The organism is Synechococcus sp. PCC 7336 (assembly GCF_000332275.1).
In the GTDB taxonomy this organism is placed as follows: Bacteria; Cyanobacteriota; Cyanobacteriia; order Thermostichales; family PCC-7336; genus PCC-7336.
On sequence record NZ_CM001776.1, the window covers coordinates 1,292,393 to 1,316,436 of the forward strand.

The window sequence follows — 24,044 nt, forward strand, 5'->3', positions numbered from 1 at the left end:
AAGCATGCTGCCCCCCATCAGGACCCGAGTCACCGCGAGGAGTTCCCATGCGCTTATCACTGGCTCCGATCGCTGCTGCAGGGATTGCCCTCAGTGTGGCGATCGAGCTCGCCCTCCCGACGACCGTCCGCGCTTTGCCAGATTTGGGCGGTGTCGAACTCTCGATTGCGTCAGAGACCACCTATTCTCCCTTTGAGTTTGCGAACGCGCAGGGGGAGATTGTGGGATTTGATGTGGATTTGCTGGAGGCAATTTGCGATCGCCTCAATTGCACTGCCACTTTTGTCTCGGCAGAGTTTGAGGGCATCTTTAGTGCGCTGGCAGCGGGCCAATACGACGCGATCGCCTCAGCCACGACCATCACGCGAGAACGCAGTAGAGTGGTGGATTTCACTCGGCCCTATTTGAACGCAGGCCAGATTGTGACGGTGCGGGTGGAAAGCGATATCGTCGGCCCTGCCGATCTGACAGGCAAAGCGGTGGGGGTGCAGTTGGGCACTGTGGGGGATATGGAAGCGGGTATTTATACAGACGAGATTGACGTGCGCCGCTATTCGAGCATCGAGCAGGCACTGGCGGCATTGGCCCGAGGGGATGTAGAGGCGGTCATTGCCGATGCTCCGACGGCTGGGTATATTGTGGCTCGACAGTTTGCCGATCGCTTAAAACTCGTGGGAAAGCTGTTTACTGTAGAGTATTACGGCATTGCTCTGCGCAAGGAAACTCCCGAGATGACCGAGGCAATGAGTGCGGCGATCGCCCAGTTGGCTGCTGACGGCACGCTGGCCCAAATTGCCAAAGCTTGGGGCATTCCTGCGATTGCTGTAATGGATCTACCCGAGAGCGGCCTCTAAGTTCTGCTAAATGCTGAATTGGAAGGGGGAATCAACTGTGAAACGGAATCGCCAACAGCGGCAAAACCGTCACCCACAACCAAGACCAATTCATCCGAACGACAAGCGCCGCAGTCGAGTCCCCAGCCAAGAGTGCCTCAATCCGCTCCTGCAGCCGCTCCGTTCCCCCAGCAGTCCCAAACGCAGCCACGACTCCTTCAAACTGCAACGGCGCACTCGCCACCTGAAAGAGTGCCTCGGCCAACATTAATCGATCGCACTCTGCCACCGCCCGCGCATCTGCCCGCAGTTCCCGCAGGGTAATCAGCTCCTGCCAGAGGCGATCGCTCTCGGGCAGCCAACTGGTTAACTGTCTCAAACAGCCCAAGCCAAAGAACCAAAAGGTATCGCGATAGTACAAGTGAGCGCGTTCGTGAACGAGCACGGCATCGAGGTGCTCTGGCGATAGTTCCTCCATCAACCCCCGACTCACCGCCAACTCCGGCTGCCAAAATCCCACCTGAGCTGCAAAGGGTAAATCGATCGGTACGATGCGCCCTGACTGCTGCCCCACTCGACACAGCGGATAGGACTGCACCTGCCGCAGCGTTCGCCAACCTCGCCATACCTGCCCCGCCACAATAGCGGCGATCGCCAGCAGCAGCAGCAGAGATAGATCGTGACTCAACCAACCCAGCCAATGACCGCTCATGCGACCGCGCGGTCCCATCACCACAATCGCCACACAGGTGGCAATCAGTAACAGCGGCGGCAGTGCAAATCGCCAGATCGCCCGCTGCCAGCGATCGCTCCACCCCTGCGAGCTCGATGTCGGCAATAGCCGGATGGCGATCGCGATCGTGAGTGCGGCAATTAAGAGCAGAAAATGCACTAGCTTTCCTCCCGCTCCCGCCGAGCCGCCTGCAGTCGCTGGGCAATGGCCGTCATTTTGTCCACACTGGCGCGATCGAGGCTATCGGCAAACGCCGCCACCACATCGGGATTGCCAATCGAGAGGAATTCCTGCAATTTGGCATGGGCTTCAATGCTTTGGGCTTCTTGCCGGGTGAGGCGCGGCTGCCATCGAAACACCCGCTCGGACTTATTGCAGTTAAGCCAACCTTTCTGGGTGAGGCGATTGAGGATAGTGGTTACAGAGGTGTAGGCCAACTCGCGATCGGGATCGGACAAAATCTGCTGGTGGACGTCGCGAACGGTGGCCGACTCTAAATCCCACACAATCGATAAAATCTCTCTTTCCAATGGACCCAAGGACAGTTGTTTGGGTTGGCGATCGGGCAGGGGAGCCATTGGCGAGTCCTTATCGTGCTGTGCAATCATCATAGGCTAGTGGAGGAAAGGCAGCGATCGATGTGACTGAGTCAAAGGTTCAACTTTTGAGGGGGAGCCTCCGCCAGGTTGTCTGGGTATGATTCCAAAATCCGCGATCGCCATCGGTCGACCGAGTGGAATAGCTAGGTCGAGCGGGATAGAATGTAAACTCGCACTGCTTTACTTTTCTTAATATGCCTGCATCTGGAAGAACGGCTGCTGACGGGGGATGGTCTTTAGAAGCTCGCGACCCCGAGACGATTCAAACCTGGTTGCCGGTGTGGGAGTGGCTGTATCGCTACTATTTCCGGGTACAAACAGATGGCTGGGAGCAGATTCCTTCAGACGAAACGGTTCTGTTTGTGGGGTCTCACAATGGCGGCATTGCCAGCCCCGATTTGCCCATGTTTATGGTGGATTGGTTTCGGCGGTTTGGCTTAGAAATACCTATTTACGGCTTGATGCATCCGAAAGTGTGGCAGGTGTCGCCGCAAATGGGAGCTTTAGCCTCGCGCTTGGGGGCAGTGCAAGCGCACCCGAAGATGGCGGTGGCTGCATTGCAGCAGCAAGCTAGTGTCTTGGTGTATCCGGGGGGGGCGCGGGATGTGTTTCGCCCCCACCGCCTGCGCGATCGCATTCACTTGGCGGAGCATACCGGCTTTATCAAGTTGGCTTTGCGGCAGGAGGTGCCCATCGTGCCGATTGTTTCTTGGGGTGCCCACGACACTCTAGTCATATTGGACGATTGCTACGAGCAAGCTAAGTTTTTAAACGAGCGAGGTCTGATGCCCTGGCTGTTTGGCATCGATCCAGAAGTATTTCCGGTTTATTTGGGCCTGCCTTGGGGGTTTGCGTTTGGGCCGCTGCCCAATCTCCCCTTGCCCGTTCAGATTCACACTCGGGTTTGCCAGCCGATCGCGTTTCCGCGCTATGGGCTGCAGGCTGCTCGCGATCGCGATTATGTCGCTGAGTGTTATGCGATCGTCGTGCGGCACATGCAACTGGCTTTGGATAGTTTGGTGTCGCAGTACAGCGCTTGAGAAAGGCTTTGACCCTGAAATAGAGTGTTAGCAACTTTATTGCATAGAGGCGAGAAGGGGCGAGCCCTTCTGGGTGGGGCTTTCAGTCTCTTTGGACTTACAACCGAGATCGTCGGCCTGTTGGAGTCGAAAAAGATCGATTCCACCTTTCAAACGAAAAAATGCTTGCACCAAAATCTTAATGTCAGCTCTTAATATCTATACGACAACTAAATTTAACTTGGGCTAAGCTACTCTATGTAAGTTTCAGCATCTCTTTATGGAGCTCAGTCCCATCACAACAATTGCTGGGGTAGCGGTGCCCATTGCTATAGCTGCAGTATTATCGAAACTTTCTGCAGCCAGTGTGCCTGTGTTAAGTGGTTTTGGCTCGAAGCTGGGTGAGATACTATTTATACATATAAGCCAAATCCTTCCAGATATAGCCTTTTCTCGCCAGTATCCTGAAAACCTGCCGTGTCATGGCTCCACAGAGTTTGTAGGTCGCTCGGACAAACTACTACAACTTGCAAGGGTACTCAAGAGGGAGCTGCCATCCTCAAACAAGATGGCGGCAGCGATTATTGGGATGGGTGGTGTTGGGAAGACAGAGTTGGCATGGCAGTATGCCCGAAGATACTCATACCTGTACCCAGGTGGAACCTGTTGGTTGCAAGCGCGCAGTGCTGATTTGGGGGCTCAGATTGTAGAGTTTGCAATTATAGCTCTCGATATTAATGAATTTCCCGAGCAAATTAATAGTTCAATTGCTCAAGCACAATGGTGTTGGAAGCACTGGCATCGGCGAGGGAAAGTACTGTTGATATTCGATGACGTATCTGACTATGCAGCTATTCAGCCATACTTGCCAGGGCTCAATCCTAAATTCCAAATTTTGATGACCAGCCGCCAAGAACTTGGGCCAAGTTTTATATCGATTAATCTCGATCCCCTCCATGAAAAGTCTGCTCTTCATCTCTTAAATACTTTGGCAGGGCATGAGCTAATTACAAAGCAGCCAAGATTGAGTAGAGATGTTTGCCAACGCTTAGGCTATCTTCCGTTAGCAATCGAATTGGTAGGGCAGTATCTACGGCAATGTCCAGATCGGTGGGAAGAAATTCAGGAATCATTACAGGAATCATTATTGAATTCTGCTTTATCTGTCCCGATGGATGGCAATCCTAAGCAGGAGACTATTTGGGAAATATTTAACTTAAGCTGGGTAGAGCTCTCTGAAGAGATTCAGGAGCTATGTATGTTCTTGAGTGCTTTTGCAGCTGCTCCAATTGAGTGGGATTTGCTAGAAGAATGCTTTCCTGAAATAGAGCCTCGACAGTTAAAAGATTTTCGCGATTTCAAGTTGTGCAAATTTAATCTACTCCAGAGAATAAGTGAAAACAAATATCAACTACATAATTTGGTTAGAGATTTTATAAAGAAAAAACTTGCCGAATCGGAAGAAAATGAGAACCAAATCAAGGCAAGAGTCTGTCAAGTCATTGCTGAGCGAGCCAAGCAAATTCCTGAACGACCTATTCGAGAAGATATTAGTCAGCTATCTTCCTTGGTTGCCCATTTATCAGAGGTAAGCTCCTACTTATTTGAATGGCTAGATGATTCAGATCTAACCTCACCTTTTTTTGGCTTGGGATACTTTTACCAAGGACAAGGTGCATATGAAACAGCCCAAGAATATTATGAGCAATGCCAAGGAGCGATTTTGAATCGATTTGGCAATCTGTTAAATCTTCAAGGGATTGCTGTATTGCAGAAGTTAGCCCTAATTTATTTTTTTAGAGCTAGACCAGAGGAAGCAAAGGAAATGCTCACTCAAGCTGAGCAGATAGTCAAGCAACTGAATATAGGACATGAAATTTTAGCCTCAGACATATTTACCACGCTCTCCGCAGTATATCGCGATACAGGCGAACTCGATAATGCCATGGAATATGGTTACAGAGCTCTAGATATTCGAAAGAACTTCCAAGAGGAGGATAATCTTAAAGTAGCCGAAAGCTTCATGACTCTTGCAACTATTTACTATAGAAAAGACGATCTACAAAAGGCAGAAGAATACAGCTTAAAATCTAGAGCCTTGAGAGAAGAAAACTTACCAGGGAATCATCCCGACATTGTAGAAACTTTAAATCTTACAGCAATGATTTACCAGAAGAATAAAAGATTTGAAGAGGCAGAGAGAGAGTATCGAAAAGCCTTAGAAAAAAACACAAAGTTGCTTGGGAAAGACCATCCTAATGTTGCGGGAATATACTACAATTTGGCTAGTCTATATTTTGATTGGGAGAAATTTGACATAGCAAATGGCTATTATCTACGGGCTCTTGAGAGCTTTCAGAAGAAACTAGGTGAAAATCATGCTTGGACGGCACAATGTCAAGAGAGGCTAGAAAAATGTAGGCTAATGTTGCCAGAAGAATCTAAGATAAGTCTATTTTTGAAATTACTCTTGTGGTGGAAGTCCAATGAAAGCTAAAGCTATTAATTTTGCTTGGGTAGGTATTTTAGTCTTCCTATTCACATGCATCGTTAGAATGACAGCAGAAGCTCAGCGTGCCGATGATTTTTCCTATCTTTTGACGAATTCCGAATGCGTCTCATTCAATACATCATCTTCTTATGGCAATTATGTGTCTGACGATACGGGTAATGTTTCAATTGGTCGAGAACTTTTAAGAGCTCGCTTTAGCGTTAAAGCCCTGAGGAATTCCGCAACTATAATCACTTGTAACTTAAATTCAGGTAGACCATTTTCAACACTGAACTTAAAGTTTGGTCTCTCTGATGCATCTATTTCAAATGAATCTGCTGTCGAAATGAATATCTATAAGGACGGTAATACAGAGCACTCTTACAACGAAATTCTTCCAGGATCTTTGGTGAGTGTTCCAATGAATATTTTGAATTCTAGTAGTGTTGCGATTGAGGTTTTATGCCTCAGGGCAAGAAGCGGTAGTTGTAATCTCCTGTTTTTTGAGGCTGAATTGATTGCATCGTCATCATTACCGCAAGGCTCTAGTCCTAGTGGGCAGACCGAGCTTGAGAGGAAATATCCACAACTGAGAACTCAAGAAAGAGAGTCACAAACCAATAACAATCGTACTGGCGAAAGACCTAGTCTGGATGATTTGAACGACGGCGTTAATGACTTGAATCGTCTGAGACGCTCCATAGAATCTTTCTTCTGATCGTATATTGATTGAAAACCATGTCTCTAAATCGACGAAAATTTACTAAGCTCCTTGCTGCAGGGGCAACTTCCGCCACAGCGGCTAGTTTCTTTGTTCAGCGCCCTACGAATGCCTATTCAATCAACTTTTTACTCAGCAAAGGGACAGCCGATAATATTTTTAGAAATTTTATACAATCGTCTGTAGCTCAAAATGCAACTTCAACATTGCCTTCTAACCTGAATCCATCAGTCGTTTCCTCTGTTCAATTTGCAGAAGCTGAATTTTCTGAACAGCAGTTCACCTCAAATCGAACACCCTTTGCTCAACGACTAGGTGACCCTAGTAATCCAATATGGGGTCGGCAGAAACAAGAAGATGTAGGCCCCAATCCTGGGTTTGCAACAGTACAATTTGTCCGAGATAGATTCAGCTCTGTTGCCTTTTCTGGAGCAACAACAGTAGCAATTGATAATGCAATCCAAGTTTTAGCTGCTGACGAAGGGCTCGCACCACCCGAGCTCGATGGAATCTTGGTGCCCTGGCGCGAACAGTATCAAGATTGGGGGACTTGGGCAGGCGATATAAATCCAAGCACGGGGCAGCCCCTCGGTACAAGTCTAGCCACTTATCGAACCCGTTTTGGTGAAGTCATCCGCAGATATGATGTTGTAGAACCTGGGCCAGGGGGGTTTGGAATTATTCAATTGATTGTTGAATCTCAGAGGCAATGGCGCAGAATCATTGAGATTCGCGTCGATTTTGCCTAATAAAACTTCGCTTAATGAATTAGGTTCTACCGTCCAATCGGAGAAACCTCAAGAATTATTACGCTAGGGCCTGCCATCAGTTAGGTAAATGTGTCATAACTAGCCTAAACGAGTGTAAGATGCGTCGCTACGGACTGAGAGACGAGCGGTTGAAGAAGATAGAAGATAGAGGACTTTCTGCCAGGACGTGAAGGGCATGTGGGCGGTACAGCCAAAGACAATCGGCTGTTTGTCGATACCGTCCTTGACCGATATCGAGCCGGGATTCCCTGGCGGGACGACCCGAGCGCTTTGGCGACTACGGCTCGTAACTTCCTCGGAGCAATTTATTGAGCTGCTTCTGCCATCTGGCTTAACTGATGACACGCCTTAGGGTTGGAGTTCGTCGAGGCGGCTGGCGACGCGATCGCTAAATGCTTCGTCGTTATTGGCGAGTGCCATCAGTTGGCGATATTGTTCGACGGTCAACCCTCGCGCTTCCAGAATGGAGGTGGCCAACTGAATGAAGCTCCGCTCGATTTCCCAGCGTTGCTCTTCGGTTTCTGCCGCTTGCAGTTGTGCAGTTGATTCTTCTAGCAAGGGCTGGATCGCCAGCAGCGATCGCACCAGCTGAGTCACCTGTTCGTCATTCACTTGCTCGCTAGAGACCAGCCCGATATCCTCCGATATCGGTGCATCTTGCGCGATCGCAACAGGCAATTGCACGTCGGTGATGAATACTCCCAAGCTCGCGACGGTCGCGATCGCAGTCCATCGAATCATCTCATTCACAACAAATTCCTCACCAGTATCGGCAACACTCCCCCCTTCAGTCGAGTCAATCGAGTGCTCGTCCGCGCCTCCAGAGCAATCTTAAGCTCCCTCCAGAAAAACACCTCTATTGCATCAAAGAATCGCTTAGTCTGTAGGTCAATGGCGATCGAGGATTTCATGCAGCGACTAGTCATTTGGGGAACAGGCGAACTGGGCGGTCGTGTCGCCCAGCGATGGACTGCTGGCCCCGTCGTGGGAATCACCCAATCCACCAAGCGTCATTCCACACTACAAGCGATGGGGGTGGAAGCACGGGTGGGTAGTGCAGCAAATATTCTGCAGTCTGAGGATGCCTTTCTTCTCGCCATCCCCGGCTATGCGGCGCAAGCAGAAGCGATCGCGCAACTACAAATCACTAAGACTGGTGTCCCCCGCCGAGCCGTTCTGATTAGTTCGACGGGATACTACGGACCCAACGCCAGTGGCCCGATCTCCCCCGGTACTCCCCCTGGCCCCGAAGATCGAGCCCGAGGCATTGCCGCCACCGAAGCAGCCTTTCGCGACTGGGCAGGAGAGACCGGTGTCGCGATTCGCTTTGGCGGGCTGCACCGACCGGGTCGAGGCCCCATTACTCCGCTGGCGCGACGGGGCAGTGCCCCTGCCGGCCCCCCCAACAAAATCTTGTGCCTCATTCACTACGACGATGCAGCAACAGCCGTGCTGGCGGCCCTGACTCTGAAGGACGTAGAGCCAGTCTATGTGGGCATGACATTACCGTCCCCCACCCGACAGGACTATTACGAAGCGGCTTGCGATCGCCTCAATCTGCCCGCCCCCAGCTTCACCGCCCCCCTCAATCGTCCTCCCCACTACGACATTGCCGCTTTTCAACGGGACCTACTAGCTCAGCCCGCCCATCCCGATTGGCGAGAGGCGTTATTGCCATAGCTGTCCGACAGATCGAGGGTGGAGTCGTACAATGCAAGCAACGGGATCGTTTCGAGCTACCCACCCCATTCTCATTTAGGAGTTATGCGAGTTTTCGTTCTACTGCTCAATGCCGATACCGATAGCGAAGGCATTCATACCCTCAAGCAGGGGCAGACCGATACAGTCTTGATGTTCGAGCAGGAGGACGATGCTGCTCGATTTGCCATGATGCTGGAGGCACAAGACTTTCCAACTCTCACGGTGGAAGCAATCGATGACGAGGATATCAAAGAGTTTTGCCAGTCGGCGGGATTTCGCTACCGCTTGGTGACGCCTAAAGATTTGGTGGTGCCGCCGGAAGCAAATTTGTCTGAGGATGCCTGGGATCTCAATCGCGAGGGGGAAACTGCTGCCACTGAGGTGGCTGAAGGCGATCGCGACTCGGATGGCAAGCTGAGTGATGCAGCTCTGGAGCGCTTGCGCAAGCAGTTTGAGAATTTGCTTTAATCCTCTTGCCCTACACCGATTGGGAGGCCGATATTGCCTGCATCCACTTGAGAAAGTGGCACAGTCGGTCGCGGGGGGTGAAAGGGGCATCCCTAACATACAGACATCCCGATGTAGCTGCCGTGCTGGAGTGCGATGCGTATGTCTGCGACCCCGTTTTACCCGAACAGCCCTTGCGAATTCGAGCCAGCCGTTCATACTCGATGGCAGGGCTGTCTCGATTTGGATGCTATGGCTGTTGAAGCGAACTTAACCACCTTGCCAACCTTGTGGCGGGAGCTGGCCGATTGCTACGGCGATCGCCTCGCCCTGCGCGATCCCCACAGCAAACCGACGGTCGAGCTGACCTACCGACAGGTGTACGAGCAGGCGATCGCCTTTGCCAGTGGCTTGCAGTCACTCGGTTGCTCTGGGGGAGAACGAGTCGCGATTGTGGCGGAAAATTCCCCTCGCTGGTTGATTGCCGACATCGGCACCGCGATGGCGGGGTTGGCCAACGCCCCCCGCAGCTCTGCGGCAGACGCGCGGGAATTGGCTTACATTCTGCAACACAGCGACAGCCGCATCGCGATTGTGGAAAATGCTAAAACTTGGCAGCGGCTGCAGCCGGAATTGGCCGGGACCGACATCGAGCAGGTCATTTTGCTCTCTGACGAAGTTGTTGAGGGGTGTTTGACCTTTGCGGCGGTACAAGCCAAAGGGCGATCGCATTCCTTTACTCCACCCGACCTCAGCCGCGAAGACTTAGCGACCTTAATTTACACCTCCGGCACGACAGGACGCCCGAAGGGGGTGATGCTGACCCACGGCAATCTGATGCATCAGGTGGAGGCACTGCGGCAATTGCTACCCCTCAACGCGGGCGATCGCGTTTTGTCCATCTTGCCCACCTGGCATGCCTACGAGCGAGCGGGAGAATACCTCGTGCTCAGTCAGGGCTGTCAGGTGATTTACACTAACCCCCGCCATCTCAAAACCGATCTCAAGACCGAGCAGCCTCACTTTTTAGTAGCCGTGCCGCGCATTTGGGAATTGCTCTACGACGGCATCCAGCAGCAGTTGCAGCGACAGACCGGCCTCAAACAGGCTCTGGCTCGCACCTGTTTGGCCATCAGCCATCGCTACATCGTCGAGCGACGCATCGCCCGCAACGAATCGATTCAGCATTTTCACATCTCTCCCCTGCGACGGGGCTGGGCTGCACTGCAAGCCGGATTGCTCGCCCCCCTGCACCAACTGGGCGATCGCCTCATCTACCGCACCATTCGCCAAGCGGTTGCGCCCCAATTGCGCTATGCCATTAGCGGCGGCGGCTCGCTGCCCAGCCACATCGACACCTTCTTTGAAGTCACCGGAATTGCCGTGCTCAACGGCTACGGTCTCACCGAAACGGCTCCCGTCTTGGCCGGTCGCGGCCCCAGCCATAACGTGCGCGGCACCGTGGGAAGGGCGATCGCCGAGACTGAAATCAAAATCGTCGATCCCGAAACTCACACCCCTCTACCTGCAGGCCGCGTGGGCCTCGTGTTCGCTCGCGGACCGCAGGTGATGCAAGGTTATTACAACAACCCCGAGGCAACCGCTAAGGTCTTATCCTCTGACGGCTGGTTCAATACCGAGGATCTGGGCTGGCTGACCCCCGCAGGCGATCTCGTGCTGACGGGGCGAGCAAAGGACACGATTGTGTTGCGCAATGGCGAGAATATCGAGCCGGTGCCCCTAGAAGACGCCTGTAGCCGCAGCCCTTACATCGACCAAATTGTAGTCGTCGGTCAGGACCAAAAACGACTCGGGGCTCTGATTTACCCCAACGAAGAGGCGATCGCCGCTTGGGGGCAATCCCGAGGACTGCCCGCCGAGAATCTATTGCAACAGGCTGCCGTCCGCGAACTGATTGCCAGCGAACTCAAACAGCGCATTCGGCAACGCCCCGGCTACCGCTCGGACGACACCATTGCTGATTTCTGCCTCGTCCCGGAAGCGTTCTCGATTGAAAATGGGCTGATGACTCAAACCTTGAAAATCAAGCGCAAACAGGTGACCGAACGCTACGCCGAGGCGATCGCCAGTCTGTACGAGCCCTAAACCATCCCACGAGATTTCCAGCCCCGTTGCTAAACCCTTCCTCGCACGAACCCCATGAAACCCGTCCGCACCGTCCAACCCCCCCTCGATTTTGCACCCCCCCGCTATACCCCTTGGATTCTCACCTTGCTGCGGGTCATCGGTGCCCCCTGGTTGTGGATCAATGCTAAGGTCAGCCGCGTCACCGTCGAAAATCCAGAACCCTTAGTGGATCTCTATCGGGATTTCCACCAGCACAAAGCCCGGATGATTTTGGCCTTTCGCCATCCGTCCACCGACGATCCCCCCAGTCTGGAGCATATGCTGCTGAGTGTGTTACCTGGAGAAGCTCGCCGCCTCGGCAAACCTATCCCCGGCGAAACCCACGCCCACTATCTCTACGAACGAGGCATTTTGATGTGGGGGGGAGCGGCGGCGCGCTGGTTGTTTACCCGCATGGGGTCGGTGCCGATCAAGCGGGGGACGGTCGATCGCACTGCCCTGAAAGTGATTCGCCAATTGTTGAGCGATGGGCCATTTCCGGTCGCGCTCGCCCCAGAAGGCACGGTCAATGGCTATAGCGAAATTGTCAACCCACTGGAACCGGGGGTGGCGCAAATGGGGTTTTGGTGTGTGGGCGATCTGCAAAAGGCCAACCGCGATGAAGAGGTCTGGATTGTGCCGCTGGGGATGCGCTACACCTTCAACCGCCCCCCCTGGCAGGCAATACACCGCCTGCTGTGCCAGCTCGAAATCGACTGCGGTTTGGACGTTCGCACTCCGATGCCCCTACTGGAGGGTAAGGAGCGGAGCGAATGGTTTCGCCAGCGATTGGTGCGGCTGGGGGATTACCTATTGCCTCAGGTGGAGACCTTTTACCAGCGCTTTTACGACCAAAGTTTGCCTCGGGAAGGGGCATTGCGCGATCGCCTGCAAGCATTACTCTCGGCTTCTCTGAGCGTCCCCGAGCGGGCCTTGGGGTTAGATTCCGAGGGGGAACTGATCCAGCGTCGCCATCGCATCGAACAGGCGGCTTGGGATCGGATCTTTCGAGAGGATATTGACAATATCGAGGCGCTGCCGCTGGTGGAAAAGGCGCTGGCCGATCGAATTGCGAAAGAATCGAGCGAGCTGCTCTGGCACATGCGTCTGGTGGAAAATTTTGTGGCGCTGAAAAATGACTATGTGGCCGAAAAACCGACGGTAGAGCGCATTGCCGAAACGGCAATCTTGCTGTGGGATTTAGTCGCTCGCTTGCAAGATGCGCCCATTGGTTCCTACCCGCGTTTGGGCCTGCGGACGGCTACCGTTACAGTGGGCGATCCGATTTCGGTGACGCAATATTGGCCTCAATATCAGCAGAATCGCCGTCAGGCCATTGCGGCTGTGACTGACGAGCTGCAGGTGGCTTTAGAAAAAATGCTTCTATAAGGAAGAGTGCCTATGCTGTAAAGCAAACTGTCGGTGGCAAACTGTCGGTGGCAAACTGTCGGTGAAACTATGGCGATGACTTCAAGTTCCGAATCAAAGGCGATCGAGCCGCGCGAGACACCACCCTCTGAAAAGTTGAGCTTAGTCACTAAGCTCGCTTTTGGCGTGGGGGATATGGGGGCGGGCATGACAGCCACTATCATGGTGTTTTACCTGCTGTTCTTTCTGACCGAGGTGGCTGGGCTGCCGCCGGGGCTGGCGGGAACAGTGCTGCTGGTTGGCAAGGCATGGGATGCCATTAACGATCCCATTATTGGGAGTTTGAGCGATCGCACCAAGTCCCGCTGGGGGCGCCGTCATTCTTGGATGTTGTGTGCGGCGATCCCGTTCGGGCTCTTCTTTTTTATCGGCTGGATGGTACCGGACTTCGGAGCCGATATAGCCACTAACCCGTGGCCTTGGTTCTGGTATTACGCCATCGTTGCAATTTTGTTTCACACCTTCTACACCTGCTTCAACTTGCCCTACGCTGCCCTGACGCCCGAATTGACGGAGGACTATAACGAGCGCACCAGTTTGAATAGCTTTCGCTTCACGTTTTCGATTAGCGGCAGCATTTTGGCGTTAGTAATGGCCCAAGTGATTTTTGGCCAAATCGACGATCTGAAAATGCGCTTTGTGGTGTTGGCTGGGGCGATCGCCGTGATGGCGGTGATTCCGATTTTTCTGTGTGTTTGGGGTACCGAAGAACGCTATAGTTCTGCCACCGAGCACGGGCTGTCCTATTTCGAGCAAATCAAAGTTGTTTTCAGCACCAAGGCATTTTTGTTTGTCATCGGCATTTATCTGGCCTCTTGGCTGTCTTTCCAGCTCACAGCCTCGATCATTCCCTTCTATGCCCAGCATTGGATGGGAATGGAAGATCCCACGCCTCTGGCGATTACAGTGCAGGGGACGGCGATCGTGATGTTGTTTGTCTGGAGCTATTTCAGTCGTAAATTGGGCAAGCGGATGGTGTATTTTTTGGGCATGTCACTGTGGATTGTTGCCCAAATTTTTCTGTTCTTCTTGCCTCAAGGCGATCGCGGTTTTCTCTTTTTCCTTTGCTTCTTGGCAGGAATCGGCATCTCGACGGCCTACTTGATTCCTTGGTCGATGATTCCCGATGTGATCGATCAGGACGAATTGAATACGGGGGAACGTCGGGAGGGGGTGTTCTACGCATTTATGGTGTTGTTGCAAAAGTTGGGGCTGGCGATCGGTCTGTTTATGGTGGGGCAGGCGTTGGAAATTTCGGGCTTCAATCATGATTTGGCAGTGCAGCCGGATTCAGCTTTGATGGCGATTCGAGTGGCGATCGGCCCGCTGCCGTTGGTGTTTCTCATTTGCGGTCTGATTTTGGCCTATTTCTATCCGATTACCCGCAAGCGTCATGCGGAGATTTTGAAACAACTGCACGAGCGGAAGGGGTTGCCCGCGCCCACCTGTGATTGAGCATGAATAGTGAACGATTCAATTGGGGCGACCTACTGCAATCGCTCCGACATCGCTTAGTGGTGTCCTGTCAAGCGGAGGGAGAGAGCCCATTTAACTCCCCAGAAGGGGTGGCGATGTTCGCGCGGGCAGCAGAACAGAACGGAGCAGCAGCAATTCGGACAGAAGGGGTTGCAAAGACTCGCAAGATTGTTGAAACGGTCTCGCTGCCAGTGATCGGACTCGTGAAAACGCAATTTCCCGACGGGACGGTTTGCATCACCGGCTCTTTCCAAGCTGTGGAAGACCTGCTCTCCACTGGCTGCAATCTTGTGGCGATGGACGGAACCTTGCGATCGCGTCCCGCTCCAGATTCAGACCTCAACGGTCCCGCATTGATCCGTGCTGTCAAACAGCGTTACGACTGCATCGTCCTGGCCGACATTTCCACCGACGAGGATGCTGCAGCTTGTGTAGAAGCAGGCGCGGATTGCCTGTCGACCACCCTGAGCGGCTACACCCCCGCAACGGCAGATTTGCCGCGCGATCGCCCCAATCTCGATTTGGTCAGTCGACTGACCCAAACCCACCATCTGCCGGTGTTTGCAGAAGGGCGCGTCAATTCGCCCGCTCGGGCGGCACAGGCGATCGCCGCTGGAGCCTGGGCCGTAGTGGTGGGGACAGCCATCACGCGTCCCGATACGATTACCCGTTGGTATGTGGAGGCTGTAGAGGCAGCAGCAGGGCAGTAGCGATCGCCCACCGATCCGTAATGCGTGTGACTGTTACTCGGGCTGCTGCTTGGCGAAACTCAAGGCTGGCGAAGGATCGCTGCGGTCCTCTCAAATGGCAGACTAGAGTTACACTGCACCAGCGATGGGGATTCAGGCGGTTTGGCGAGTGGACTGATTCGGCTGGCGCAAGGCAAGTCTGTAGGGTGATAGGTAATGCGACAAAACACGACTCCAACGGATAGATCGATGACGGTGGAGGAATTACTGGAGCTCTACGAGTCTGGCCAGCGCGATTTTGCCGGTGTCGAATTGGTTGGAGCAACCCTCAGCATGGAGAACTTGAGCGAGATCTTGCTGACTGGGGCCAACTTGAGTCGTGCCGTTTTGATGGGGGTCGATCTCAGCCGTGCCGATTTGATGGAGGCGAACTTGCAGGGGGCTCAGTTGTGGAAGGCCAATCTGAGCGTGGCAAATTTAGCCGGTGCGAACTTAGCGGAAGCCAATTTATGGGATGCCAATTTATGGGATGCCAATTTACGGCAAGCAAAACTACAGCGGGCAAATTTAACGGGAGCGAATTTGTGGAACGCTGATTTGACGGCAGCCGATTTGAGTCGTGCAGACTGCACGGGCGCTAATTTTACAGGAGCGATTTTGTCAGAGGCTCAGTTGGTGAAAGCTCAATTGCGCAAAGTGGAATTGGCCAGTGCCGACCTGGTGGAGGCGAATTTAACCAAAGCCAATTTAATGGAGTCGAATTTGGCTGGGGTGAATTTATCGGATGCCGTCTTGGACTCCGTGCAGGCGATCGGGGCAAATTTGAGTCACACACAGGTGGATGGTGCCAACTTTGCGGGAGCCTGTTTGCGCGGGGCAGAGTTTGAGGGAGTGGATCTGGATGCCGCTCGGTTCGAACGCACAGTCATGCCCGATGGCGATATCCGCAGTAGCTAATTGACGGCTGGTGGGATTGCATAGAGACTGGCTTGCCACTCAGGAGCATTCACTGTGAATCCAGATCTGTTCGCCCAGTTGCAGGCGATTCATTCTCTGCTGGTCTATCGATCGCTGTTGCAAACTCCTGTCGCGCAAGCGTGGCTGGAATGTGCCCGCCAACTGCTGTCGGCCCCCGATCGCTCGGAGCAATATGCGTGGCAATTGCAGGTGCTCTCAGCCTATGGCAATTGGTTCGAACAGTTGGCCGAACGGCAGTGCAGCGGGTCGGACTGGCTGTTGCGGGAGCTGTTAGTGACTGAAAACGCCTTTTCGCGGCAGGCGTCGAGGCGGGATCTCGGCGATCTGCCGCGATCGCTGCTGGAGGCTGCTGCGCGCGATTTATCCCACTTGCAGCAATGGTGGAAACAGGGGGATCTGCTGGGTTGCGCTGTGGAAAAGGCGGCGGGGCAGGCGCTCGTCACCTGGAAAGATGCTCGAAGTCCGAGCACTGCGATCGCCCGACGGCTGCAGGATGCTGAGGATTGGGGCGACTGTGTGGGCGATCTCGCTGCCTATTACCGCCAGAACGGCGTCGGGCTGTTTGGTCGCTATCGAGCAGCGCGCTGGCAGGACGGTCAACTAGCGGGCATTGCGGCACCAGATGCCATTGCCCTCGATTGGATCTACGGCTGCGATCGCCAAAAAATGCTGCTGTGCCAAAATACCGAAGCTCTGTTGGCCCGACAGCCCGCCTTGAATGTCTTGCTGTACGGTGCACGGGGAACGGGCAAGTCGTCTCTAGTCAAGTCGCTGCTGCATCGATACGGCGATCGCGGCCTGCGCGTGGTGGAGATCGCGCGGTCGGATTTGCGGGATCTGTTGGTGGCGATCGATCGTCTAGCGCAATTGCCCCACGCCTTCATCGTCTTCATTGACGATCTGTCATTTGCTGCTGCAGAAACTGAGTACAAGCAACTCAAAGTCATGCTGGAGGGGGATATTGCGACTCGGCCCGAGAATGTCTGTTTGTACGCCACCTCCAATCGCCGCCATTTGGTCAAAGAGGATCTGGCCGATCGCCCCAGGCCCAGCGATACCGAAGTCCATGCCTGGGATAGCGTTCAGGAAACTTTATCTCTGAGCGATCGGTTTGGCCTCACCCTCACCTTCCCTCCCTTCAGACAGACCGATTATTTTGCCACAGTCAACCACTTGGCAGATTACTTCCAGTTACCGCTCTCTCCCGAGAGGCTGCAGCGAGAGGCCCTGATTTGGGCGCAGCAGCAGAATGGTTTTTCGGGACGGACGGCCCGCCAATTTATCGATCGCCAGCGAGCCCTGTGCTTTGCCGCCGGTCGAGCTATTCCCGCCGAATCACTGACCCCCGAGCAGGCAAAATAACCTGGGGCCGAGCAGTTGGGTTATCGAGTATCCAGCGGTCTTCTGTCAGGGTGAGCTCGTAGTCTCTGGAGCCCCAAACCGGCGATCGCACGGTGATGGTGAGGTGGCGGTTGTCTTGCAGGGGAATGACTTCGCTTTGAAACAGTCCCGCGCGATCGCTGGGGGCGATCGTGCCGTTGAAGACGATGGAGTTAATCGGATGGAGCACCCCCGCCAGTTGAACTCCGACTCGGCCGTCCGGCAAGTCCACCACTTCCAGTCGCCGAATTCCCACCCGCAGATTGCTCGATCCCAAAGGCAAGGGAGCGGTGGGGGGCTGGCCCCGTTCGATGGTGGAATAAAAGCCGCCATTGACAATGACTGTCTTGCCTTGGGCACTGGCACTGACAGAGCCACTGAGGGTGGCCACTGCTGTGTTGCTGCCGTCGGGGGTGACCCCCACCCCAAAGTTCGTGCCCCGTACTCCGGCAATGCCGGCGGGGGTTTCGATCCTCAGGCGGGAGCCGGGATGGGTGAATCGCCGAATTTGGAATTGCACCGTTCCTTGCGGCACGGTAATGTGGGTGATTTTACTGCCGTCTGTCTGGGTCTCAATTCTAGAAACTTCGATCGCTGTGTTGTCGTATACTCTGAGGCTGCCAATCCCATCGTCGAATTGCAATTGAGCGCCTGAGTCTACTGCCGTGCTGAGGCTGTCTCCCACAGCCACGAGGCGATCGCCCAGTTGGGCAACTTGTTCGGTTTCCAAGGCGATCGGGAGGTAGGCCACTCGGCCGCGAATAGAGCGCACTTCTAACCAGCGGCTGGTGCGGTTGAGACGTCTTTCGGGCGCGGCGAAAGCAGTGGCGTGTAGAACAGCCAGAGCAACCAGGCACGCTCCCAAACGGGGAAGAACTCGGGCTAGCGTCGGTTGGTTCACGGCATAACAGTTACGATTTAGATCGTCGGATTAGATCGTCGGACGAGGCAATGACCCCACTTGGCATCAGGTCATGAAGTGTTCGGAGAAACCCATTCATCTTCCCGACGTAAATTCATCGACGCCCAACGGAGAAGGCTGGTTCCTAAATGCAATCTCGCCCCCGCTCCTCAGTAGCGAATGCGGGGATCGATGTAAGCGTTGAGAATGTCTAACAGCAAACTAACTGCGATCGCAATTGAGGCAAAAAACACCACTAACCCCTGCACCACCGGATAGTCCCGCTGCCCGATCGCCAAGATCAAACGGCTAGCCAACCCCGGCCAAGAAAACGTCACTTCTGTCAGCAGCGCCCCTCCCATGAGTGATGCCACCACTAACCCCATCACTGTCAAAATGGGGACCAACGCATTGCGCCCCGCATGAACGAACACCACCCGCCATTCTCGCAACCCTTTCGCTCGCGCGGCGGCAATATAGGGCGATCGCAACACCTCAGTGAGATGCACCCGGATCGTGCGCACGAACACCCCAGCTAAGACGAGGCCGAGAGTAACTGCAGGCATCGCCAGATGGTGCAGAGCTTCCCCTAAAGCCGCCCAATTTCCCGTCACAGCAGCATCGATCGCATACAGCCCGGTAATCGCTCTGGGCTCGGCCATGCTGACCGGCAGGCGATTGCCAATGGGAAACCAGCCCAGATAAACGCCAAACACGAGCTGGACCATCATGCCCACCCAAAATACCGGAATCGCGTAGGTGAGAATGCTGGCGGTGCGGGTGGCGGTGTCTACAGGGCTGCGGGGATGGGTGGCGGCGAGAACCCCCAGGGGGATAGAGATCGCCAGGGCCACCAGCAGAGCGGCGATCGCCAATTCTGCCGAAGCGGGAAAAAAGGTGGCAATAATCTCGCGCACTGGTTTGCCAGTGGAGGAAATCGAAGTGCCCAAGTCCAAACGCAACAACTGGCCCAAATAGTTGAGGTATTGCACCCAAAGCGAGCCTGTCAGCCCCAAATCCGCCCGCATCTGCTCCCGCACGGCCTCAGATGCCCTCGGCCCCAAAATCGCATCCACCGGATCTCCCGGAACGATACGCAGCAAGACAAACAGAATTGTCGCGACCATCCACAATGTGGCGGGCAACAGCAGTAGTCGAGTGGTGACAAACCTACGCAGGGAACTTTCTTGACGGCTCACGAGTTCCTCGTGGATGCAACAGTCGGCGATCGCCTCTGAAGCATAGAGGCGATCGATTCATCAGTTTAAACGAGTGTGACGGAAACGGCAGGCGCAGGCTGCAGCTTCTAAACTGAGAACTTCCACACTTCTTACATACTCCTGAAAATTTAGCCGAACCAATTGGAGGGAGTATCCCCATTGGAAAAATCTTCAGCATGGAACATGTGAGTATCTCTAATTGAGTTGTCTTGGCAAATTTGATGAACACCTCGATAGATTAGTTCGTCAAAATCAAAAGAGCGATCTCTCGATCGACCTCGGACTTCGCTATATCCATACATCCATTGCTGTATCTCATCAAGCAAGACATCACTTTCAGACACTCTATTAGTTATATAATCTAAGAGCTGTTGTCGTAGAGAAGGATTGGTAAAGGCTTCTTGATAGGGGCAGATGGGATAGTGTTTCAGAATTCGATTGACATATTTGCTGACTGCCGCCACGAAGATTGCATCTTCCTTCAGTGTGCTCATTTTATCCAAACTCCTTCTGGAATAGGTGTTGCAAGGATCGACGGTTGTTGAATGCTTTGCCTCAAAATTGCTAAATTCTATCTGCCTAGGAGTTTATATCGACAGAAGGAGATTATATGGAACCACGGTCGAGGATATCGTAGTATCGAATTATCTATTCTCTACGAACGTTGAATCTCTACAAGCCAACTTTAGGCCCGCCTAACGCGAGTCTACCTTAAAAGATATTTTTCATTTTTAGTAAAGTAGCTATTGGACTATGTAGATGCTCGTGATTTATTCTAGCTTCAGCTTAAAAAATAAAATTATACTGATTTTGGTTTCGACTATAAGTTTATCCGCCTTTTGGAGGATTATGACTGGTGTATAGAATATATATCTCAAGGATTTTCGATGAATGTCGAAAATCCAGAACAAAAACTGATACTTTTAGAGATAATTCCACCCTTTCACTAGCAATTCCTGGGCAAGGAAGGAACACCTGACTTCAAATCAGACTCAAATAAGATGGAGTTAGGAAAGTATTAGGCATTCCTAGGCTTAATGAATCTACATATTATTTAATTTGTTGTTTCTAGAGCATTCTCCGATACTGACAGCAGCAAGCCTGAGAGGTTAGAAACAAGACGCCAAGGAGTTTGACCTGCATACGCTAGGAAACCTACGATGACTCCATTTGATGTCCCAGACATACAGAATACAGTTCGCGAATGGTTGAATTCGCTACCCGATCGAGATGCGATCGAAAAAGAATTGCCTTCCTCAAGCCGCGATAGCTTTCAAAACCGAGAACTGAAGTATCGATTAGAGCTAGAAGTCTGCCCCGGAGTGATATTGAATTGCTACCCACTGTGGTTGGTCGGCCACAATCTGCCTGTTATTGCAGAGATGGAGTTTCTGTGGCCTGAATCAGATCGATGGGATGATGCACCCGAGCTACTGGCTTGTCCAGATGGAAAAAGCCAATTTTGCCACACTCAACCTGAGAATGCCCTAGCGTGGATAGAGGCTGCAAATCAGCTTGCAAATAGCTTTAAGCAAAATTTTCAGAAGGTAGAGGCAGAAGCCGACCAATTTTTATAGCCTCTCCAGCGGGATCTGAGGAGGGGACGCTTACAGCAAGCAAGACATTTCGAGAGGCAGCCGCTAAAACCAACGACGTAGTAGGAGGCGGTAGAATCGCAGCCAGAATAAGAGGGGAGTGAGTGGAGAGCGATCGCGTGGAGACTGAGACTGAGGCTCTATTGGCGGCGAACGAGGCGTTTTATCGGGCGTTTGAGAAGCGCGATATGGAGGCAATGGAGGCGGTCTGTTCGCAGGGGATTGGCTGTTTGTGTGCCCATCCCGGTCGCTTGCCGCTGCAGGGCTGGCAGGCGATTGGCGAGTCTTGGCGGGCGATTTTTCGCAATACCGATTACCTCGAGATCGATACGGAGATTATTTCTGTAGAGGTGAATGGGGATTTGGGTTATGTTGTGGCGATCGAACATGTGATGCAGGTGGCGAAGCGGCAACGGGGGAAGGCGCGATCGCTGGCCACCAATATTTTCGAGCGGATGGGGCCGAATTGGTATTTGATTCACCATCACGGCAGCCCGTTGCTGTGATGGTGGCAAAGGGTTGGGGGCGATCGCGACATTGAGAATTGACTACACTAAAGCCAGTGCCTCACTGCTAGCAGCTATGTTGCCAACGATTTCTGAAGGTACCCTCGATCTCGAGCCGGGAACTGAAGTGCTTTTGCGCCAACAAACTTGGGAAGATTACGAGACGCTATTAGAGCGGCGGCAGGATAATGCGGCCTTAAAAATTACGTTTGATGCCGCCACCCGAGAAATTCGAATAATGGCTCCTTTACCCGGCCACGGCCATCGGTCCGCTGCTTTGATGAACTTCGTTCAAGCCATGTTGATTGCTCGGAAAAAAGATTGGTCCGTTTATCATCCGACTACCCTCAAGCGCTTTCGCCAGAAGGGAGTAGAGCCCGACACTTGCTTGTATATTCAAAATGCGCAAGCAGTTCTGGGCAAGGATCGAATCGATTTAGAGATCGATCCTCCTCCTGATTTGGTTTTAGAAGTCGATCTCACCTCTCTCACTAAAATTGAAGATTACGAACCGATTGGCGTTCCAGAAGTCTGGATCTATCAATCTGCAGAGTTGAGCATTTATCTGTTCGACGGACAGCACTATCAGTTATCGACAGAGAGCTCAGCATTTCCAGAAATTCCTGTGAAGCAGTTGATTCCTAAGTATGTCGAGCGGGGTTGGGCGGTTCCGTCGAGCGTGGCCCTAAAGGAATTTCAGGCCGAACTGCAGCGGTTGGGCTGAAATCGCGATCGCTCTTGGCTCGAGCTTGGGGGCGATCGCAGGCATTGTCGTCTCAGTATCGAAGGCCGAACGATAGCTGAATCGGTCTGACCGGAACGGGGGGACTCGAACTGCTCCCGAGTCTCCCCCAGCGCACCTACAACCGCCGCCAGCGCCGACCTTCTTTCGTCAATAACTCTTCCGCCGCCGCCGGTCCCCACGTACCGGCTTCGTACTGGCTGACGCGGTGGCTGGCATCGGGATCTTCCCAATCGGTCAGCAAGGGCGTGACCACCCGCCAAGCCGCTTCCACTTCATCGGAGCGCATGAAGAGGGTTTGATCCCCCAACATACTGTCCAACAAGAGGCGATCGTAGGCATCTGCCGTCTTGGTGCCGAAGGCAGTACCGTATTGAAAATCCATATCCACCGATCGCGTCAAAATATCGGGACCGGGCATCTTGGCCTCAAACCGCAGCGAAATCCCCTCATCCGGCTGAATCCGCATCGTCAACACGTTGGGACTCAACTGTTGGGCAGCAGACTCGAACAGCAACAAGGGCACTTGCCGGAAGAAGATCGCGATCTCGGATACCTTCTTCGGCAAACGCTTGCCCGTCCGCAGGTAAAACGGTACCCCCTGCCAGCGCCAGTTGTCGCACATCAACTTCACCGCCACAAAGGTCGGCGTCGCCGACTCGGGATTGACATCCGGCTCTTCCAAATAACCGGGGATTTGCCGGCCCGACATCCAGCCAGACGAATACTGGCCCCGCACGGCACAGGCAGCAATGTTGCGCGGATTGGCCACGCGAGTCGCTTGCACCACCTTCACTTTTTCATTGCGCACGCCATCCCCACCGAGCGAAACGGGGGGTTCCATCGCCGCCAGCGCATAGATTTGCATGAGGTGGTTTTGCAACATGTCTCGCAGCGCACCCGAAGAGTCGTAATAGCCCGCGCGCTCTTCTACACCCACGGTTTCAGCCACGGTAATTTGGACGTGGTCGATGTAGTTGCGATTCCATAACGGCTCGAAAATCGCATTGGCAAACCGAAACACCATCATGTTTTGGACGGTTTCTTTGCCTAAATAGTGGTCGATGCGAAAGACCTGTTTTTCATCGCAGACGGCACTGACGATTTGGTTGAGTTCTTGGGCTGAAGGCAGATCGCGACCGAAGGGTTTTTCGATCACAATCCGGTTTTTGCTGACATCGGCAATCATGCCGGTATCAGCCAGTTGTTCTAGAGCACTGGGAAAGAGCTTGGGGGAGACGGACAGGTAGAAGACGCGATTGCCGCGAATGTTCTGTTCTCGATCGAGTCGATCCAGTAATTCATTCAGGCGCAGGTAGCTCTCTCGCTCTTGGATATTGAGCGGCGAGTAGAACAGGCGGCTGGCAAAGTCGCCCCATACCCCCGGACGCCCGACATCGTTGGGGGCAAATTCCTCCACCGCCGCGTGCATCTTCTCTCGATAGATCTCGTGGGTCCATTCCCGACGGGCCACCCCCACGAGGGCAAATTGGGCGGGCAGGCGGCGGGCTTGAAACTGGCGGTAAATGGCGGGGATGAGTTTGCGGGCTGCCAGATCCCCCGACGCGCCGAACAGCACGAACAGAAGGGGGGCTGGGACGCGTTCTTGGGTCAGACCGATACGAAGGGGGTTGGGGGCTAGGGCGACCATACTCAAACCTGGGGGATTAAAGTCTCGATGGGGTGTT

23 protein-coding genes and 1 pseudogene are annotated in these 24,044 nt (G+C 53.4%); 17 read left to right on the forward strand and 7 right to left on the reverse strand.

Annotation, left to right across the window (positions count from 1 at the left end; all coding sequences use genetic code 11):
* Positions 1–47: 47 nt before the first annotated feature.
* Positions 48–854, forward strand: coding sequence for a basic amino acid ABC transporter substrate-binding protein (locus SYN7336_RS24730; RefSeq protein ID WP_017325082.1), 807 nt, complete (start codon positions 48–50; stop codon positions 852–854).
* A 31-nt stretch (positions 855–885) separates the two neighbouring features.
* Here SYN7336_RS24730 and SYN7336_RS06315 read toward each other — a convergent pair whose 3' ends face one another.
* Positions 886–1,725, reverse strand: a complete 840-nt coding sequence (locus SYN7336_RS06315; RefSeq protein ID WP_017325083.1) for a M56 family metallopeptidase — start codon at positions 1,723–1,725, stop codon at positions 886–888.
* Entirely contained in the window at positions 1,725–2,177 is a 453-nt protein-coding gene (locus tag SYN7336_RS06320; protein WP_017325084.1) for a BlaI/MecI/CopY family transcriptional regulator, read from the reverse strand. The genes SYN7336_RS06315 and SYN7336_RS06320 overlap by 1 nt, the downstream gene beginning before the upstream one ends.
* Positions 2,178–2,359: 182 nt before the next feature.
* Here SYN7336_RS06320 and SYN7336_RS06325 point away from each other — a divergent pair, with 182 nt between their 5' ends.
* The 5 genes and pseudogenes from SYN7336_RS06325 to SYN7336_RS28695 form a co-directional block, all read left to right on the forward strand.
* A complete protein-coding gene (locus tag SYN7336_RS06325) occupies positions 2,360–3,205 on the forward strand; it encodes a lysophospholipid acyltransferase family protein (protein WP_017325085.1) in 846 nt (281 codons plus the stop codon).
* Positions 3,206–3,464: 259 nt separating this feature from the next.
* Complete coding sequence (locus tag SYN7336_RS06330; protein WP_017325086.1) at positions 3,465–5,681, forward strand: tetratricopeptide repeat protein; 2,217 nt, start codon at positions 3,465–3,467, stop codon at positions 5,679–5,681.
* A complete protein-coding gene (locus SYN7336_RS30620; protein ID WP_156820058.1) occupies positions 5,671–6,393 on the forward strand; it encodes a hypothetical protein in 723 nt (240 codons plus the stop codon). Before SYN7336_RS06330 ends, SYN7336_RS30620 begins: the two co-directional genes overlap by 11 nt.
* 20 nt (positions 6,394–6,413) lie before the next feature.
* Positions 6,414–7,145 carry a hypothetical protein gene (locus tag SYN7336_RS31970; protein WP_202951142.1) on the forward strand — a complete coding sequence of 244 codons (732 nt, stop codon included), beginning with the start codon at positions 6,414–6,416 and terminating at the stop codon, positions 7,143–7,145.
* Positions 7,146–7,264: 119 nt separating this feature from the next.
* Positions 7,265–7,447, forward strand: a pseudogene (locus SYN7336_RS28695) (transposase); the annotation flags it as partial.
* 67 nt (positions 7,448–7,514) lie between these two features.
* On the opposite strand, the gene SYN7336_RS24735 reads toward SYN7336_RS28695, so the two are convergent.
* Positions 7,515–7,907 carry a DUF4168 domain-containing protein gene (locus SYN7336_RS24735; RefSeq protein ID WP_227498657.1) on the reverse strand — a complete coding sequence of 131 codons (393 nt, stop codon included), beginning with the start codon at positions 7,905–7,907 and terminating at the stop codon, positions 7,515–7,517.
* A gap of 168 nt (positions 7,908–8,075) precedes the next feature.
* On the opposite strand from SYN7336_RS24735, the gene SYN7336_RS06350 reads away from it, so the two are divergent.
* The 8 genes from SYN7336_RS06350 to SYN7336_RS24745 all read left to right on the forward strand — a co-directional run bounded on the left by SYN7336_RS06350 (position 8,076) and on the right by SYN7336_RS24745 (position 17,374).
* Positions 8,076–8,846 (forward strand): hypothetical protein, encoded by a 771-nt coding sequence (locus SYN7336_RS06350; RefSeq protein ID WP_017325090.1) that lies wholly within the window; start codon positions 8,076–8,078, stop codon positions 8,844–8,846.
* An 84-nt stretch (positions 8,847–8,930) separates the two neighbouring features.
* Positions 8,931–9,335: a DUF3110 domain-containing protein gene (locus SYN7336_RS06355; protein WP_017325091.1), complete on the forward strand. Its 405-nt coding sequence runs from the start codon at positions 8,931–8,933 to the stop codon at positions 9,333–9,335.
* Between the two features lie 141 nt (positions 9,336–9,476).
* Positions 9,477–11,420: a long-chain fatty acid--CoA ligase gene (locus SYN7336_RS06360; protein ID WP_017325092.1), complete on the forward strand. Its 1,944-nt coding sequence runs from the start codon at positions 9,477–9,479 to the stop codon at positions 11,418–11,420.
* Between the two features lie 54 nt (positions 11,421–11,474).
* Complete coding sequence (locus SYN7336_RS06365) at positions 11,475–12,830, forward strand: 1-acyl-sn-glycerol-3-phosphate acyltransferase (RefSeq protein ID WP_017325093.1); 1,356 nt, start codon at positions 11,475–11,477, stop codon at positions 12,828–12,830.
* A gap of 75 nt (positions 12,831–12,905) precedes the next feature.
* Entirely contained in the window at positions 12,906–14,324 is a 1,419-nt protein-coding gene (locus SYN7336_RS06370; RefSeq protein WP_051039771.1) for an MFS transporter, read from the forward strand.
* Positions 14,325–14,326: 2 nt separating this feature from the next.
* On the forward strand, positions 14,327–15,055 hold the full coding sequence (locus SYN7336_RS06375; RefSeq protein WP_017325095.1) for an N-acetylmannosamine-6-phosphate 2-epimerase: 729 nt from the start codon (positions 14,327–14,329) through the stop codon (positions 15,053–15,055).
* A 228-nt stretch (positions 15,056–15,283) separates the two neighbouring features.
* On the forward strand, positions 15,284–15,991 hold the full coding sequence (locus SYN7336_RS24740; RefSeq protein WP_017325096.1) for a pentapeptide repeat-containing protein: 708 nt from the start codon (positions 15,284–15,286) through the stop codon (positions 15,989–15,991).
* A 54-nt stretch (positions 15,992–16,045) separates the two neighbouring features.
* Positions 16,046–17,374 carry an ATP-binding protein gene (locus SYN7336_RS24745; RefSeq protein WP_017325097.1) on the forward strand — a complete coding sequence of 443 codons (1,329 nt, stop codon included), beginning with the start codon at positions 16,046–16,048 and terminating at the stop codon, positions 17,372–17,374.
* On the opposite strand, the gene SYN7336_RS24750 is transcribed toward SYN7336_RS24745, so the two are convergent.
* The 3 genes from SYN7336_RS24750 to SYN7336_RS06400 form a co-directional block, all read right to left on the reverse strand.
* Positions 17,334–18,293 (reverse strand): FecR domain-containing protein, encoded by a 960-nt coding sequence (locus SYN7336_RS24750; RefSeq protein WP_017325098.1) that lies wholly within the window; start codon positions 18,291–18,293, stop codon positions 17,334–17,336. The genes SYN7336_RS24745 and SYN7336_RS24750 overlap by 41 nt on opposite strands.
* 170 nt (positions 18,294–18,463) lie before the next feature.
* The gene (locus SYN7336_RS06395; protein ID WP_017325099.1) at positions 18,464–19,492 is read right to left on the reverse strand and encodes an ABC transporter permease; all 1,029 of its coding nucleotides are present in this window, start codon (positions 19,490–19,492) and stop codon (positions 18,464–18,466) included.
* Between the two features lie 149 nt (positions 19,493–19,641).
* Positions 19,642–20,007, reverse strand: coding sequence for a hypothetical protein (locus tag SYN7336_RS06400; RefSeq protein WP_038025774.1), 366 nt, complete (start codon positions 20,005–20,007; stop codon positions 19,642–19,644).
* Between the two features lie 666 nt (positions 20,008–20,673).
* Here SYN7336_RS06400 and SYN7336_RS06405 point away from each other — a divergent pair.
* The 3 genes from SYN7336_RS06405 (at position 20,674) to SYN7336_RS06415 (ending at position 22,338) form a co-directional block, all read left to right on the forward strand.
* A complete protein-coding gene (locus SYN7336_RS06405; RefSeq protein ID WP_038025776.1) occupies positions 20,674–21,090 on the forward strand; it encodes a hypothetical protein in 417 nt (138 codons plus the stop codon).
* A 122-nt stretch (positions 21,091–21,212) separates the two neighbouring features.
* Positions 21,213–21,614: a nuclear transport factor 2 family protein gene (locus SYN7336_RS06410; protein ID WP_227498610.1), complete on the forward strand. Its 402-nt coding sequence runs from the start codon at positions 21,213–21,215 to the stop codon at positions 21,612–21,614.
* A 76-nt stretch (positions 21,615–21,690) separates the two neighbouring features.
* Complete coding sequence (locus SYN7336_RS06415; protein ID WP_017325103.1) at positions 21,691–22,338, forward strand: Uma2 family endonuclease; 648 nt, start codon at positions 21,691–21,693, stop codon at positions 22,336–22,338.
* A 136-nt stretch (positions 22,339–22,474) separates the two neighbouring features.
* Here SYN7336_RS06415 and zwf read toward each other — a convergent pair whose 3' ends face one another.
* Complete coding sequence (gene zwf, locus SYN7336_RS06420; RefSeq protein ID WP_017325104.1) at positions 22,475–24,007, reverse strand: glucose-6-phosphate dehydrogenase; 1,533 nt, start codon at positions 24,005–24,007, stop codon at positions 22,475–22,477.
* Positions 24,008–24,044: the final 37 nt, after the last annotated feature.